The sequence below is a fragment of the Streptomyces sp. NPDC032091 genome (assembly GCF_055580265.1).
Genome location: NZ_JBVILR010000002.1, coordinates 364,076 through 379,643, shown reverse-complemented (window position 1 = coordinate 379,643; position 15,568 = coordinate 364,076). Strand labels below are relative to the sequence as shown.

General features: G+C 72.7%; 10 protein-coding genes. 7 read left to right on the top strand and 3 right to left on the bottom strand.

Going from position 1 to position 15,568, the window contains the following annotated elements:
* Nucleotides 1–15: 15 nt before the first annotated feature.
* A complete protein-coding gene (locus ACZ5NJ_RS04715; protein WP_468762736.1) occupies nucleotides 16–4,596 on the bottom strand; it encodes a HAMP domain-containing protein in 4,581 nt (1,526 codons plus the stop codon).
* Nucleotides 4,597–4,952: 356 nt separating this feature from the next.
* On the opposite strand from ACZ5NJ_RS04715, the gene ACZ5NJ_RS04710 reads away from it, so the two are divergent.
* From ACZ5NJ_RS04710 to ACZ5NJ_RS04680, 7 genes are all read left to right on the top strand, one after another.
* Nucleotides 4,953–6,485, top strand: a complete 1,533-nt coding sequence (locus tag ACZ5NJ_RS04710; RefSeq protein ID WP_468762734.1) for an aldehyde dehydrogenase family protein — start codon at nucleotides 4,953–4,955, stop codon at nucleotides 6,483–6,485.
* Nucleotides 6,482–8,065: a GMC family oxidoreductase gene (locus ACZ5NJ_RS04705; RefSeq protein ID WP_468762732.1), complete on the top strand. Its 1,584-nt coding sequence runs from the start codon at nucleotides 6,482–6,484 to the stop codon at nucleotides 8,063–8,065. The genes ACZ5NJ_RS04710 and ACZ5NJ_RS04705 overlap by 4 nt, the downstream gene beginning before the upstream one ends.
* A complete protein-coding gene (locus tag ACZ5NJ_RS04700; protein ID WP_468762730.1) occupies nucleotides 8,062–9,165 on the top strand; it encodes a quaternary amine ABC transporter ATP-binding protein in 1,104 nt (367 codons plus the stop codon). Before ACZ5NJ_RS04705 ends, ACZ5NJ_RS04700 begins: the two co-directional genes overlap by 4 nt.
* Before the next feature lie 70 nt (nucleotides 9,166–9,235).
* Nucleotides 9,236–11,287 carry an ABC transporter permease subunit gene (locus ACZ5NJ_RS04695; RefSeq protein WP_468762728.1) on the top strand — a complete coding sequence of 684 codons (2,052 nt, stop codon included), beginning with the start codon at nucleotides 9,236–9,238 and terminating at the stop codon, nucleotides 11,285–11,287.
* Between the two features lies 1 nt (nucleotide 11,288).
* A complete protein-coding gene (locus tag ACZ5NJ_RS04690) occupies nucleotides 11,289–12,257 on the top strand; it encodes an ABC transporter substrate-binding protein (RefSeq protein ID WP_468762726.1) in 969 nt (322 codons plus the stop codon).
* Nucleotides 12,258–12,426: 169 nt separating this feature from the next.
* On the top strand, nucleotides 12,427–12,639 hold the full coding sequence (locus ACZ5NJ_RS04685) for a hypothetical protein (RefSeq protein WP_468762724.1): 213 nt from the start codon (nucleotides 12,427–12,429) through the stop codon (nucleotides 12,637–12,639).
* A gap of 2 nt (nucleotides 12,640–12,641) precedes the next feature.
* Complete coding sequence (locus ACZ5NJ_RS04680; RefSeq protein ID WP_468762722.1) at nucleotides 12,642–14,006, top strand: cytochrome P450; 1,365 nt, start codon at nucleotides 12,642–12,644, stop codon at nucleotides 14,004–14,006.
* Here the strand turns inward: ACZ5NJ_RS04680 and ACZ5NJ_RS04675 are convergent.
* On the bottom strand, nucleotides 13,990–14,778 hold the full coding sequence (locus tag ACZ5NJ_RS04675) for a PLL family lectin (RefSeq protein ID WP_468762720.1): 789 nt from the start codon (nucleotides 14,776–14,778) through the stop codon (nucleotides 13,990–13,992). The genes ACZ5NJ_RS04680 and ACZ5NJ_RS04675 overlap by 17 nt on opposite strands.
* A gap of 153 nt (nucleotides 14,779–14,931) precedes the next feature.
* Nucleotides 14,932–15,552: a nucleoside/nucleotide kinase family protein gene (locus ACZ5NJ_RS04670; protein WP_468762718.1), complete on the bottom strand. Its 621-nt coding sequence runs from the start codon at nucleotides 15,550–15,552 to the stop codon at nucleotides 14,932–14,934.
* Nucleotides 15,553–15,568: the final 16 nt, after the last annotated feature.

Here is a 15,568-nt window from a genome sequence, read left to right as displayed (position 1 = left end):
GCGTGGCCGGGTCCGTCAGGCTGAGGTCGTGCCCGAGGAGGGGTGGGGCGGCAGCCACCGGCGGAGCCGGGTGATGAGGTCGTTGGCGTCGACGGGCTTGGTGACGTAGTCGCTCGCGCCGGAGGCGAGGCTCTTCTCACGGTCGCCCGGCATGGCCTTCGCCGTGACGGAGAGGATCGGGAGGTCGGCGTATTCGGGCATGCGCCTGATCTCGGCGGTCGCCGCGTAGCCGTCCAGTTCCGGCATCATCACGTCCATCAGGATGAGGTCGACTCCCGGCGTGCTGGTCAGGGTTTCGATGCCGCTGCGGCCGTTCTCGGCGTGCAGGACGTGGATCCCGTGCAGTTCCAGGATCCCGCTGATGGCATACAGGTTGCGGGGGTCGTCGTCGACGACGAGCACGGACCGGCCGGCGAGGCTGGCGTCGACGACGGCGTGTTCGGGGACGGCGGGCCTGCCGTCGTCGCGCACGAGCGCGGGGACGTCGCCGGGGCGGTCCACCGACAGGTGCAGGGCGATGCGCTCGCGCAGTTCGTCCAGGCTGGAGAGCACTTCCAGGGGCTGGACGGCCGCACGCTCGGCGAGCTCCGCCTGCTGACGGCCGGTCATGCGCCGGTTGTCGTGGGCGAGGACCGGCGGCGCGGCGAGCGCGGCGTCCCCGGACAGGGCCTGGATGAAGCGGAGTCCTTCCCCGTCGGGTCCGAGTTCGAGTACGACGCAGTGGAAGGGCGTCTGTGCGAGGGCGGCCGCCGCGTCCGCGGCGGTGACGGCGGTGACGACCTCGGTCTGGTCGGCCGGCGCGGTGACCGCCCGGCCCGCGGCCAGGTCCCCGGCCGCGCTTTCCGCGACCAGGCTGAGCAGGCCGTTGCTGCGCTGTTCGATGACCAGGATGCGCCGGGGGTGCGGCTGCTCCTGCGGTGCGGGCTCGCCTGCTCCGTCCGGCCGCTCGGGCGCGGGGGCGCCGCTTTCCGCGCTGTCCAGGGAGGGCACGTCCGGTTCGGCGAGTTCCCGTCCCGCGACCGGGAGGTAGAGGGTGAAGGTCGAGCCCTTTCCGACCTCGCTGCGGGCGGTGACGGCGCCGCCCAGGAGGCGGGCGATCTCCCGGGTGATCGACAGGCCCAGTCCGGTGCCGCCGTACTTGCGGCTGGTGGTGCCGTCGGCCTGGCGGAACGCGGCGAAGATCGCTTCCAGTTGCTGTTCCTCGATCCCGATGCCGCTGTCGATGACGCGGAACGCCACCACGGATCCGGCCTGCGCCAGCTCGTCGGGGAGCTCGGCCGAGGTGGCGGGTTCGATCCGGACGCGGACGCGGCCGTGTTCGGTGAACTTCACCGCGTTGGAGAGCAGGTTGCGCAGGATCTGCTGGAGACGGGCGTCGTCGGTCAGGAGGTCCACGGGGACGCCGGGGGCGGTCGTGATGTCGAAGTCGAGGCCCTTTTGGCTGGTCAGCGGCTTGAAGGAGGCTTCCAGGTAGTTGAGCAGCTGCTTGAGGGGGACCCGTTCCAGGTTCACGTCCATCTTGCCCGCCTCGACCTTCGAGAGGTCGAGGATGTCGTTGATGAGCTGGAGGAGGTCGGAGCCCGCCGAGTGGATGATGCCGGCGTACTCGACCTGCTTGGGCGTCAGGTTGCGCGTGGGGTTCTGCGCGAGCAGCTGGGCGAGGATGAGGAGGCTGTTGAGGGGGGTCCGCAGCTCGTGGCTCATGTTCGCGAGGAACTCGGACTTGTACTTGGAGGCCAGGGACAGCTGCTGCGCCCGGTCCTCCAGTTCCTGGCGGGCCTGTTCGATCTCCAGGTTCTTGGCCTCGATGTCGCTGTTCTGGCTGGCCAGGAGGGCGGCCTTCTCCTCCAGCTGGGCGTTGGAGCGCTGCAGCTCCTCCTGCTGGACCTGGAGTTCCGCGGAACGGGCCTGGAGCTCGCCGGTCAGGCGCTGGGACTCGTCGAGGAGTTCGTCGGTGCGGGCGTTGGCGACGATGGTGTTGACGTTGACGCCGATGGTCTCCATCAGCCGGCCCAGGAAGTCGCGGTGCACCGGGGTGAAGGGGGTGAAGGAGGCGAGTTCGATGACGCCGAGGACCTGGTCCTCGACGAGGATGGGCAGGACGATGAGGTGGGCGGGGGCGGCGTGGCCGAGGCCCGAGGAGATCAGGTATCCGGCGGGCACGTTGTCGGTGGTCAGGATGCGGCGGCTGCGGGCCGCCTGTCCGACCAGGGTCTCTCCGTGCCGCACCCGGGTGGCGGCGGGGCTCTCCGCGGGCCGGCCGAAGGAGCCGATCAGGGTGAGCCCCGCGTCCCCGTCGATCTCCTCGCCGAGGTAGAAGGCGCCGTAGCTGGCGTTGACGAGCGGGCTGAGTTCGTCCATGACGAGTTCGGCGACCACGGCGAGGTCGCGGTGGCCCTGCATCAGGGACGAGATCTGGGCGAGGTTGGACTTGAGCCAGTCCTGCTCCTGGTTGGCGCGGGTCGTCTCGCGCAGGGAGCCGACCATGGAGTTGATGTTGTCCTTGAGTTCGGCGACCTCGCCGGAGGCGTCGACGGTGATCGAGCGGGTCAGGTCGCCCTCGGCGACGGCACTGGCGACCTCGGCGATCGCCCGGACCTGCCGGGTCAGGTTGCCGGCGAGCTCGTTCACGTTCTCGGTCAGACGCTTCCAGGTACCGGAGACGCCTTCGACCTCCGCCTGGCCGCCGAGCCGGCCTTCGCTGCCGACCTCGCGGGCGACGCGGGTGACCTCGGCGGCGAAGGCGGACAGCTGGTCGACCATCGTGTTGATGGTGGTCTTCAGCTCCAGGATCTCGCCGCGGGCGTCGACGTCGATCTTCTTGGACAGGTCGCCGTTGGCGACCGCCGTGGTGACGAGGGCGATGTTGCGGACCTGGCCGGTGAGGTTGTTGGCCATGGAGTTGACGTTGTCGGTCAGGTCCTTCCAGGTCCCGGCGACGTTGGGGACCCGTGCCTGGCCGCCGAGACGGCCTTCGGTGCCGACTTCGCGCGCGACACGGGTGACCTCGTCGGCGAAGGCCGAGAGGGTGTCGACCATGGTGTTGATCACCCCGGCGAGGGCGGCGACTTCGCCCTTCGCCTCGACGACGATCTTCTGCGAGAGGTCGCCACGGGCCACGGCGGTGGCCACCTGGGCGATGGAGCGCACCTGGCCCGTCAGGTTCGACGCCATCACGTTGACGTTGTCCGTGAGGTCCTTCCAGGTGCCGGACACACCCCGGACGGTGGCCTGACCGCCGAGGTTGCCCTCGGTGCCCACCTCGCGGGCGACGCGCGTCACCTCGTCCGCGAAGGCGGACAGCTGGTCGACCATCGTGTTGATGGTCTCCTTCAGCTCCAGGATCTCGCCGCGGGCGTCCACCCGGATCTTCTGCGAGAGGTCGCCCTGGGCGACCGCGGTGGTGACCTCGGCGATGGAGCGGACCTGAGCGGTGAGGTTGTCGGCCATGAAGTTCACCGAGTCGGTCAGGTCGCGCCAGGTGCCCGAGACGCCCTTCACGTCCGCCTGGCCGCCGAGCCGTCCGTCCGTGCCCACCTCGCGGGCCACGCGCGTCACCTCGTCCGCGAACGCGGACAGCTGGTCGACCATCGTGTTGATCGTGGTCTTGAGCTCCAGGATCTCGCCGCGCGCGTCCACCCGGACCTTCTGCGAGAGGTCACCCCGGGCGACCGCGGTGGCCACCTGCGCGATGGAACGCACCTGGGAGGTCAGGTTGCCGGCCATGAAGTTGACCGAGTCGGTCAGGTCGCGCCAGGTGCCCGAGACGCCCTTCACGTCCGCCTGGCCGCCGAGGATGCCCTCCGTGCCGACCTCGCGGGCCACGCGGGTGACTTCCCCGGCGAACGCGGAGAGCTGGTCGACCATGGTGTTGATGGTGTTCTTCAGCTCCAGGATCTCGCCCCGGGCGTCCACGGCGATCTTCTGCGAGAGGTCGCCCTTCGCGACCGCGGTGGTCACCTGGGCGATGTTGCGGACCTGGTCGGTGAGGTTCCCGGCCATGAAGTTCACGGAATCGGTGAGGTCCCGCCACACGCCGGCGACGCCGGGCACCTCCGCCTGGCCGCCCAGGCGGCCCTCGCTGCCCACTTCGCGCGCCACGCGGGTGACCTCGGCGGCGAACGAGGAGAGCTGGTCGACCATCGTGTTGACGGTGTCCTTGAGCTCCAGGATCTCGCCCCGGGCCGCCACGTCGATCTTCTGCGACAGGTCGCCGCGCGCCACGGCGGTCGCCACCTGGGCGATGTCCCTCACCTGGGTGGTCAGGTTGCCGGCCATCGCGTTCACCGAGTCGGTCAGATCCGCCCAGGTGCCGGACACCCCCGGTACCTCGGCCTGACCGCCCAGCGTGCCCTCGGTCCCCACCTCGCGGGCCACGCGGGTCACTTCGGACGTGAAGAGGGAGAGCTGGTCCACCATGCCGTTGAAGACGGTGGCGATCTCCCCCAGCAGACCGTCGGCCTCATCGGGCAGCCGGGTACCGAAGTCGCCGTCGCGCACCGCCGTCAGCCCGGCCAGGAGCTGCCTCAGTTCGGGCTCTCCGACGGCGCCCGCCGCCGTTGCCGCCGTGCGTGACGAACCAGCCCTGTCGACCATCGCCGTCCCATCTCTCGTGCCTGCCGCTCGAAGGACGCCCACGACTCTCAGGCGTCCCGGGGCCAAGTGCACCACACCCGCCTCCCCTCACGAAGCGAAGGGCGAACTTACGTTCGCCCGTCGTGGCCGTGTGCCGCCGCGCGCGTACTCGGTCGCCGGACCGCGACCGCCGGGATGCAGGAGGTCTTGAATGTTCGGTTATCGCCCTATATTGCGCGTGAAGAGGATCACTCTGTGCAGTGCTTTCCACATGCATCCCCGAGACGTGGGCACCCGGGCCTCCGGGCGGCCGGCAGGCCGCCCTGGTTCTCCGTGTGACCGGCGGGGGCCTGTAGGAACGAAAGGCAATACCCGACGTGACCGCAGCACAACAGACCATCCACGTGGGCGGCGAGTGGCGAACAGCACTCTCCGGCGACACCCGCCAGATCATCGACCCCGTCGACGCCACCCCATTCGCCGTCGTCGCGGAGGGCGGGGTCCGGGACACCGACGAGGCCGTGGCCGCCGCCCGCGCCGCCTTCGACGCGGGCGCCTGGCCCCGTACGCCGGTCGCCGAGCGCGCCACCGTGCTGCGCCGGGTCGCCGACCTGCTCGAACGCGACCGCGAGCGGCTCGGCGCCCTGGAGAGCCGGGACGCGGGCAAGACGCTGGAGGAGGGGCGCACCGACGTCGACTGCGTACGCGACGTCTTCCGCTACTTCGCCGACCTCGTGGAGAAGGAGAGCGCGGAGCGCGTCGTCGACGCCGGTTCGCCGGACGTGCGCAGCGTGGTCGTCCACGAGCCGGTGGGCGTCTGCGCGCTGATCACCCCGTGGAACTACCCGCTCCTCCAGGCCGCCTGGAAGATCGCGCCGGCCCTCGCGGCCGGCAACACCTTCGTCGTCAAGCCCAGCGAGATCACCCCGCTGAGCACGGTCGCCCTGGTGGAGTCGCTGCTGGAGGCCGGGCTGCCGCTCGGCGCCGCCAACATCGTCACCGGCCCCGGGCCGACCGTGGGCGCGCGGCTGGCCGAGCACCCCGACGTGGACCTGGTCTCCTTCACCGGCGGGCTCGTCAGCGGCACCAAGGTCGCCCGGGCGGCGGCCGACACCGTCAAGAAGGTCGCGCTCGAACTGGGCGGCAAGAACCCGAACATCGTCTTCGCGGACGCCTGCGCCACCCCCGAGGGCTTCGACACCGCCGTGGACCAGGCGTTGAACGCCGCGTTCATCCACAGCGGCCAGGTCTGCTCGGCCGGCTCCCGCCTCATCGTCGAGGAGCCGCTGCGGGAGCGGTTCGTCGCCGAACTGGCCCGGCGGGCCGAGCTGATCCGGCTGGGCCGCGGCACCGACCCCGGTGTGGAGTGCGGGCCGCTGGTCTCCGCCGCGCAGCGGGAGCGGACCGAGGAGTACGTGGCCTCCGCGCTCGCCGAGGGCGCGGTGCTCCGCGCCGGCGGCATCCGGCCCCCGGGCCCGGGCTTCTTCTACCGGCCCACCGTCCTCGACCGGTGCCACCGCGGCATGCGCGTGGTGCGCGAGGAGGTCTTCGGCCCGGTGCTCACCGTGGAAACCTTCCGCACCGAGGAGGAGGCCGTCGCCCTCGGCAACGACACCGAGTACGGCCTGGCCGGCGCGGTGTGGACGGCCGACGGCGCGCGGGCCGACCGGGTGGCCGCCCTGCTGCGCCACGGCACCGTGTGGATCAACGACTTCCACCCGTACCTGCCGCAAGCCGAGTGGGGCGGCTTCGGCAAGTCCGGGATCGGCCGCGAGCTGGGTCCGACCGGCCTGGCCGAGTACCGCGAGGCCAAGCACGTCTACCGCAACCTCTCTCCCCGCCCCGTCCGCTGGTTCTCCGGCGGTCAGGACGACGGCGCGGGGAACGAGCAGCAGAAGGACCAGGCATGAACCACCCGCACGACCAGCACGACCGGCCTTCCCTCGACGACCGGCCCTCCCGGGACGACGGGCAGCGGGTGTACGACTACGTCGTCGTCGGCGGCGGGACCGCCGGCTGCGTGATCGCCTCCCGGCTGACCGAGGACCCCTCGGTCAGCGTGGCCGTCATCGAGGGCGGACCCAGCGACGTCGGCCGCGAGGACGTCCTCACCCTGCGCCGGTGGATGGGGCTGCTCGGCGGTGAGCTGGACTACGACTACCCGACCACCGAGCAGCCGCGCGGCAACTCCCACATCCGGCACAGCCGGGCGCGGGTCCTGGGCGGCTGTTCCTCGCACAACACGCTGATCTCGTTCAAGCCGCTGCCCTCCGACTGGGACGAGTGGGCCGAGGCCGGGGCCGAGGGCTGGGACGCGGCCTCCATGGACCCGTACTTCGACCGGCTGCGCAACAACATCGTCCCGGTCCACGAGGACGACCGGAACGCCATCGCCCGGGACTTCGTGGAGGCGGCTCAGGAGGCGCTCGGCGTCCCCCGGATCGAGGGGTTCAACAAGGCCGCCTTCCACGAGGGGGTCGGCTTCTTCGACCTCGCGTACCACCCGGAGGACAACAAGCGGTCCTCGGCGTCGGTCGCCTATCTGCACCCCTTCCTGGACCGGCCGAACCTGCACATCGCGCTGGAGACCTGGGCGTTCCGGCTGGAGCTGGAGGGGACGCGGGCCACCGGCGTGCACGTGCGCACCGCCGACGGCGTCGAGCACGTGGTGCGGGCGCGGCGCGAGGTGCTGGTGTGCGCGGGCGCCGTGGACTCGCCGCGGCTGCTGCTGCATTCGGGCATAGGGCCGCGGGCGGACCTGGAGAAGCTCGGCATCCCGGTCGTGCACGACCTGCCGGGGGTCGGCGAGAACCTCCTGGACCACCCGGAGTCGGTCATCGTGTGGGAGACCAACGGTCCGATACCGGAGAACTCGGCGATGGACTCGGACGCGGGGCTGTTCGTCCGCCGGGATCCGGCGGCCCCGGGGCCGGACCTGATGTTCCACTTCTACCAGGTGCCGTTCACCGACAACCCGGAACGGCTGGGCTACGAACGGCCGGCGCACGGTGTGTCGATGACCCCGAACATCCCCAAGCCGCGCAGCCGCGGCCGGCTCTACCTGACGAGCGCCGACCCCGAGGTCAAGCCGGCGCTGGACTTCCGGTACTTCACCGACGAGGACGACTATGACGGCCGGACCCTGGTCGACGGCATCAAGATCGCCCGGCGGATCGCGGCGACCGAGCCGCTGGCCGGCTGGCTGGGGCGCGAGGTCTGCCCGGGCGCGGAGGTCACCTCCGACGAGGAGCTCAGCGCGTACGCACGGCACGTCGCGCACACCGTGTACCACCCGGCCGGGACCTGCCGGATGGGGTCCGAGGACGACGAACTCGCCGTGGTGACGCCTGATCTGAGGGTCCGGGGGCTGTCCGGCATCCGGATCGCCGACGCGTCCGTCTTCCCGACGATGCCCGCCGTGAACCCGATGATCGGGGTGCTGATGGTCGGGGAGAAATGCGCCGAACTGCTGGGAGGTACCAGCCGATGAGTCAGCCGAACACACAGACGACGGTACGGTCCGGGGGCGGCCCCGAGGCCGGCGACGGGGCCGTCTTCGCCGTGCGGAACCTGTGGAAGGTCTTCGGGCCGCAGGCCGGACGCGTCCCCGCCGACCCGGAACTCGCCTCGCTGGACGCCGCCGCCCTGCGCGAGCGGACCGGCTGCACGGCCGCCGTCCGCGACGTCTCCTTCGACGTCCGCAAGGGCGAGGTGTTCGTGGTGATGGGTCTGTCCGGCTCCGGCAAGTCGACCCTGGTCCGCTGCCTGACCCGGCTCATCGAGCCGACCTCGGGCACCCTCGCCATCGACGGCGAGGACGTCCTGGCCATGGACCCGGCCCGGCTGCGCGAACTGCGCCGGCACCGTGCCGCGATGGTCTTCCAGCACTTCGGGCTGCTGCCCCACCGCACCGTCCTCGACAACGTCGCCTACGGCCTGGAGATCCAGGGCGTGGGCCGCAGGGAACGGCGCGAGCGCGCCGCCGCGTTCGTGGCGAAGGTCGGTCTGGACGGCATGGAGCGGCGCCGGCCCGGCCAGCTGTCCGGCGGCCAGCAGCAGCGCGTGGGACTGGCGCGGGCGCTCGCGGTGGACCCCGAGGTACTGCTGTTCGACGAGCCGTTCAGCGCGCTCGACCCGCTGATCCGGCGGGACATGCAGGAGGAGGTCGTCCGGCTGCACCGCGAGGAGGGCCGCACCATGGTGTTCATCACCCACGACCTCGGTGAGGCGCTGCGGCTCGGCGACCGGATCGCGCTCATGCGGGACGGCCGGATCGTCCAGCTGGGGACGCCGGAGGAGATCGTCGGCTCCCCCGCCGACGACTACGTCCGCGACTTCGTCCGGGACGTACCGCGCGAGCAGGTGGTGACCGTCCGCTCGGCGATGCGCCCGGCGCGGGGCGAGGAGTCCGGGGCCGGACCGGCGCTGGCGCCGACCGCGACCGTCCACGAGGCCATCGAGGCGGTGGCCCGGTCCGGAGAGAACGCGCGGGTCGTCGAGAACGGGCGGTGCCTGGGGGTGGTCGACCAGTCGGTGCTGCTGGGCGTGGTCGCCGGGGTACCCGCCGCGGCCGGGAAGGCGGTGGCCTGATGTACCCCCATACGACCTGGCCGCCGCCCTGCGGCGGCCCGCGGGTCACCGGCCCGGGGCGGTGCGGCCGATGAGCGCCACGACCACTCCCGCCCCCGCCGGCCCCGAGGCCACGGAGAAGACGGCCGGTGCCGCCGCGCCGCGCGCCGCATCCGGCGCCGCCCCGGCGACGGGTTCCGGCCCGGACACGGGCTCCGCCGGACTGCGGCCCTGGCTGCGGCCCCGGCGCGGCCGGCTGATCGGTGCGGGCACAGCCCTGCTGCTCGTCCTCGGCGCCGTCCTGCTCGGCGGTGGCGGCTGGCCGGCCGGCCTCGCCGTGGACGTGTCGGGGCCGCTGAAGCGCGCCGGCGACTGGATCATCGACAACCGCGACGGCCACCCGCTCTTCCTCTACTTCCTCGGGCACGTCAGCAACGCCGTGATCGTCTCGGTGCGCGCGGTGTACCTGCTGCTGCTCTCCCTCGGCTGGGCCGGGGTGACCGCCGCCGCCGGAGTGGTGGCCTGGCGGCTCGCGGGGGTGCGCCTCGCACTGGGCTCCGTCGCCGCGTTCGCCGTGTGCGGGCTGCTCGGCATGTGGGTGCCCACCCTGCAGACCCTCGCCCTGATGGTGGTGGCGGTCCTGGCGTCCGTCCTGCTCGGCGCGCTCCTCGGGCTGGCCGCCGGCCTGTCCGGGCGGATGGACCGCGTACTGCGCCCGGTGCTCGACACGATGCAGGTGCTGCCCGCCTTCGCCTATCTGCTGCCGGTGGTGCTGGTCTTCGGTATCGGCGTGCCCGCCGCGGTCCTGGCGACCGTGGTCTACGCGGCCCCGCCGATGGCGCGCCTGACCGCGCTCGGGCTGCGCGGCGCGGACGCCGGCGTCATGGAGGCCGCCGCCTCGCTCGGCGCGACCGGCCGGCAGCGGCTGCTGACGGCCCGGCTGCCGCTGGCCCGCAAGGAGCTGCTGCTCGGCGTCAACCAGTCGATCATGATGGCGCTCGGCATGGCCGTGATCGCCTCCGTGATCGGCGCGGGCGGGCTCGGCGACCGTGTCTACCAGGCGCTGGCCTCGGTCGACATCGGCGCGGCGCTCGCCGCGGGCGTGCCGATCGTGCTGCTCGCCGTGGTCCTGGACCGGGTCACCGCCGCCGCGGGCGCCCGGCTCGGCTCGGCTCCGGCCCGCCCGGCCGGACGCGCCCGCGCCATCGCCCTGGCGTCGGCCGCCGCGGTCGCCGCGGTGGCCGTGGCCGGTCACCTCTCCGGGCGGCTCGGCTGGCCGCGGGCGTGGACCGTGGACACCGCCGGGCCCGTCAACGGGGCCGTGGACTGGACGACCGCGCACCTGTACTCCGGGGTTCCCGTCGTCGGCGGCACCGCCGACTGGGCCGCGCACTTCACCACCGGGGTCCTCAACCCGCTGCGCTCCGGGCTCCAGTGGCTGCCCTGGTGGTCGGTCCTGCTGGTGGTCGGCGCGCTCGCGCTGCTCATCGGCACCTGGCGGACCGCCGCCACCGCGGTCCTGGCGATGGCCGCGATCGGCGTCCTCGGCGTGTGGGGGCCCGCCCTCGACACCCTCTCGCAGGTGCTGGCCGCGGTGGCGGTGACCCTGCTGCTCGGCTTCGCCCTCGGCGCGACCGCCGCGCGCAGCGCCCGCCTGGAGCGCGTGCTGCGGCCCGTCCTCGACGTGTTCCAGACGATGCCGCAGTTCGTCTACCTGATCCCGGTCGTCGCGCTGTTCGGCGTGGGCCGGGCCCCGGCCGTCGCCGCGGCCGTGGTGTACGCGCTGCCCGCGGTGGTACGGATCACCGCGCAGGGGCTGCGGGCGGTCGATCCGGGCGCGGTGGAGTCCGCGCGGTCCCTCGGCGCGACCGGACGCCAGCAACTGCTCCAGGTCCAGCTGCCGCTGGCCCGGCCGGCGCTTCTGCTGGCCGTCAACCAGGGCGTGGTCCTGGTCCTGGCCGTGGTCGTGATCGGCGGCCTGGTGGGCGGCGGGGCGCTCGGCTACGACGCCGTGTTCGGGCTCGCGCAGGGCGACCTGGCGACCGGTCTCGTCGCCGGTGCCGCGATCGTCTGCCTGGGCCTGGTGCTCGACCGGGTCACCCAGCCCACGCAACGCCGCACCCGCACCGGAAAGGGGGCCTGAGATGACCCGCACCCGTATCGCCGCGCTGGCCGCGGCCGCGGCCCTGACCGCCGGGGCCGGGCTCACCGGCTGCGGCGCCGCCGACATGACCCGCCAGTCCTCTCCGTACGCGCACGCGGCGGGATCGCGGACGGTGACGCTGTCCGTGCAGTCCTGGGTGGGCGCGACGGCCGACGTCGCCGTCGCCCAGTACCTGCTGGAACACGAGCTCGGCTACCGCGTGGACACCGTGCAGATCGACGAGGTGCCCGCCTGGGACGCGCTCAGCCAGGGGCGGGTGGACGCCATCCTGGAGGACTGGGGGCACCCGGAGCAGGAGGCGCGCTACATCGACGGCAAGGGCACCATCGCCCGGGGCGGCGACCTGGGGGTCACCGGGCACATCGGCTGGTTCGTGCCGACGTACTTCGCGCAGGCGCACCCGGACGTCACCGACTGGAGGAACCTGGACAAGTACGCCGCCGAACTCCGCACCCCGGAGAGCGGCGGCAAGGGACAGCTGCTGGACGGCTCCCCGTCGTACGTCACGAACGACAAGGCGCTGGTGAAGAACCTGGGCCTGGACCTCCAGGTGGTCTTCGCGGGCTCCGAGGCGGCCCAGATCACGCAGATCAAGCAGTTCGCCAAGGAGAAGAAGCCCTTCCTGACCTACTGGTACGAACCGCAGTGGCTGTTCGAGAAGGTACCGATGACGGAGGTGAAGCTGCCCGACTACGAGAAGGGCTGTGAGGCCGATCCGGAGAAGGTGGCCTGCGCGTACCCGCACACACCGCTGCAGAAGTTCTTCAACGCCCGCTTCGCGAAGGACGGTGGCGACGCGGCCGCCTTCCTGAAGAAGTTCCACTGGACGAAGGACATGCAGAACGACGTCGCACTCATGATCGCGGAGGAGAAGCTGCCCCCGCAGGAGGCGGCGGCCCGCTGGGTGAAGGAGAACCGCGCCACGTGGCAGGCCTGGCTTCCGTCCTGACGCGGGTGCGGGTGTCGGTGGCGTACGAGGGGCGCGGCATTGTGCCAGACGCGGCGGCCGGGGGCATGTCCCCTTTCCTCGTGACGTGCCCGCGGCGCCTCCCCAGGGCGGAATAGAGGGCAACAGACCAGGCGGAAACACCGCCCGGCACCCTTGAAAGGAACCAGCCATGGCTGCCCTGATCCCCCTGCGCAAGTCGCTCCTCGTCGCGATCTCCGCCGTCGCCGCGCTCGTCGGCGGAGGCTCGGCCTTCGCCGCCTCGAACGCGGCGCCCCTGGCCAATGACCCGTCCGGAGCGAGAGTCCAGCGCACGAGCCCGCTCAGCACGCTCGGCACTGATCGTGGCAGTGCGTATTACTACTACTACGTACAGGGTCAGTGACCGTGGCGGTGCTCCGCGTGCCGCCCGGCCCCACCGGGGCCGGGCGGCACGGCAACCGACGCGCCTTCGAACGCGACCAGCTCGGCTTCCTGCTCCACCAGCAGCAGTACGGCGACCTCGTCCGCGTCGACGACGGCCTGTACCTCGCGAACTCGCCGGCCCTCGCCGAGGAGGTCTTCAAGCACACCAACACCACGTACGCCATCAGCCGCGACCTGCTGGGCGAGGAGACCGACGGGGGCCGGGCCTCCGAGGACCTGGCCCGGTGGATGCGGGCCCGCAGCCTGGCCGGACGTGGCCTGAACCGCACCAGCATGCGCGCCGCCGAGGACCGCCTCGCGGCCACGGCCGCCCGGCACGCACAGGCCTGGCGGGCACGCGGCACGGTCGAAGCGATCCCGGCGCTGGAGGACCTCAGCGCCCACCTCATCGCCGAGTTCTGCCTGGGGCCGGAGACGGGCCGGGTCCCCGCCCTGCTGGCCCGGCTGCAGGACGCGCTCCTGCCCCCCGTCCTGCCGCTGCCCGCCCGCTGGCGCGTCCTGCGCGGGCGGCGCCTGCACCGCGTCAACCGCGAGCTGGCGGCCGAGGTGTCCCGGCTGATCGGCCACCGGCGCGCGACGCACCGCGACGGCTCCCCGCACGTGGTCGCGGACCTGCTCAACACCGCCCGCGACGAGGGCGCCATCACCCGTCAAGGAGCCACCAGCATCATCGTCGCCAACCTGTTCGCCGCCCACGAGACGACCGCCGCGGCACTCGCCTGGCTGTTCCTCCTCCTCGACCAGCACCCCCGCATCCGCCGGCAGGTACGGGACGAGGCCGGACGCGAACTCGCGGGCCGCCTGCCGACCGCCACGGACGTCCCGCGGCTGGCCGTCACGCAATCCGTCGTGAAGGAGACGCTCCGGCTGTACCCGCCCCTGTGGCTGATCGAAAGGACCGTCGAGGAACCCACGGAGCTCGCCGGCTACCCCCTGCGCCCCGGGCAGCGCGTCGCCGTCAGCCCCTTCGTCCTCCAGCGCGACCCCCGCCACTACGACCGGCCGGCCGCGTTCCGCCCCGACCGCTGGACCGACCGCTCCCCCGCCGATGCGCTGCCCAAGTACGCGTTCATGCCCTTCGGCGGTGGGCCGCGCACCTGTCTGGGCACCCATTTCGCGACGGTCGCGATGACCCTCGCCACCGCCACCCTCACCAGCAGCTACCAGATCACCCGCACCCCGGGCACCACGCCCGTCTTCAGCACCCGCACCATCCTCCAGCCCCACAGGCTCTCCCTCGACATCACCGACCACCCACGCGGCCGCCGCCCCGATCCCACCGGGATACCAGCGGCCCCCGCGGACCGTCTTACGCCGGCGTCGTGAGAGGGGCGGGGGCGGCGGCCGGGGCCCTCAGCTGCCAGGGGCCCCAGTCGCCGCCCGGCGCGGATTGCCGGATCTCCCACGTGCGGTCCCTGTTCCACTCGCGCGCCGTCACGTACAGCCGGCCGTCCGGCAGTTGCTGCACGGTGCTCGGCTGGCTCAGGCCCACGCCGGCGTCCGGTACCTGGCCCATGGACCGGACCGGGCCCCAGCCGGCGCCCGCGTTCTGCTGGTGGCGCAGTTCCATCGAGCCGCCGCCGTACGCCCCGGAGGCGAAGGCGTCGATGCTGCCGTCCTGCTCCTTGAACAGCACGACTCCGCCGTGGTACGGCGTCGGCGCGAGGCCGAAGCCGTCCGGTGCGCTCCAGCCGCCCGCGGCGCCGCCGCCCTCGACCGTGTGGCAGAAGGAACCGTAGGTGGAGAACAGGACCTCGATCTTCCCCGCCGAGTTCTCGATCGCCGTCATGGCGTAGCTCTTCGGCCCCACGGTCGCCGCGCTCACCCGCTGCCACCCGCCGTACGCGCCGCCGGGTCCGTTCTGCTCGCGGTGCCAGACGAACGGCAGGCCCCCGGTCGCGGTGGCGTCGTAGAAGAGCTGGAGCTGCGCGATCCGGCCATCCGCACGCGGCACGGACACCAGGGTGCCCGCCACCGGCGAGCTCGCCAGGCCCGTGGCCCCGGTGTCCGTCGCGCAGGCGGCCGTGGTCCGCGCCGTCGCCGCGGGGGCCATCGCGACCCCGGTGCACGTCAGCGCCATCACGACGGCGCCGCGCACGCATGCCCCGACCCACCTGTCCCGTAGACCTCGCCGGAGTGTTCTCATCGTTCCCCCGTTCTCCAGAGCGGCCCGTGCGGCCGCAGAGAATCCTCCTGAGGCATCGCGGTTCGCGCCAGGCCGTGAATTCGGCCATTCCCGGGGCCGGTTCGTTCAGCCGGTGTCGATGACGAGGTCGGCGCGGTGGCGGCCCAGGGCGACGAGGCGGGCGTTGGCCTCGTCCGACCGGTCCACCCAGGCACGGGCGGACACGGGATCCCTGCCGTGCGCGACGTGACGGTCGATCAGCCGGCGCAGGCGCAGGGCGTCGTCCGGGGCGAGGTACCAGGCCTCGTCCAGCAGGGGCCGTACCGAGGCCCACTCCCCGGCGTCGTGGAGGAGGTAGTTCCCCTCGGTGATCACCAGCGGTACGTCCGGTGCGACGGGGATGCTGCCCGCGATCGGTTCCTCCAGGGAACGGTCGAAGGCGGGCGCGTACACCGTGGACCCGTGCCGCGGGGCGCGCAGCCGCCGCAGCAGGGCCACGTAGCCGGCGGCGTCGAAGGTGTCCGGGGCGCCCTTGCGGTCGGCGCTGCCCTCGCGCTCCAGCACGGCCTGCGCGAGGTGGAAGCCGTCCATCGGGACCACCACGGCCCGCTCCGGCCCGAGCGCTTCCGCGATCCGGGCGGCCAGCGTCGACTTTCCGGCCCCGGGGGCCCCGGCGATGCCCAGGATGCGCCGCTCGCCCGTGGCGGCCAGCGCCGCCGCCCTCGCCACCGGTTCCGTCGTACGCATCCGTCCATCCTGCCCG

Bases quoted from the DNA above. Each gene is read 5' to 3' on its own strand.
- ACZ5NJ_RS04690 (WP_468762726.1), top strand. From the start codon at position 11,289: ATGACCCGCACCCGTATCGCCGCGCTGGCCGCGGCCGCGGCCCTGACC.
- ACZ5NJ_RS04715 (WP_468762736.1), bottom strand. From the start codon at position 4,596: ATGGTCGACAGGGCTGGTTCGTCACGCACGGCGGCAACGGCGGCGGGC.
- ACZ5NJ_RS04670 (WP_468762718.1), bottom strand. From the start codon at position 15,552: ATGCGTACGACGGAACCGGTGGCGAGGGCGGCGGCGCTGGCCGCCACG.
- ACZ5NJ_RS04685 (WP_468762724.1), top strand. From the start codon at position 12,427: ATGGCTGCCCTGATCCCCCTGCGCAAGTCGCTCCTCGTCGCGATCTCC.
- ACZ5NJ_RS04695 (WP_468762728.1), top strand. From the start codon at position 9,236: ATGAGCGCCACGACCACTCCCGCCCCCGCCGGCCCCGAGGCCACGGAG.
- ACZ5NJ_RS04705 (WP_468762732.1), top strand. From the start codon at position 6,482: ATGAACCACCCGCACGACCAGCACGACCGGCCTTCCCTCGACGACCGG.
- ACZ5NJ_RS04700 (WP_468762730.1), top strand. From the start codon at position 8,062: ATGAGTCAGCCGAACACACAGACGACGGTACGGTCCGGGGGCGGCCCC.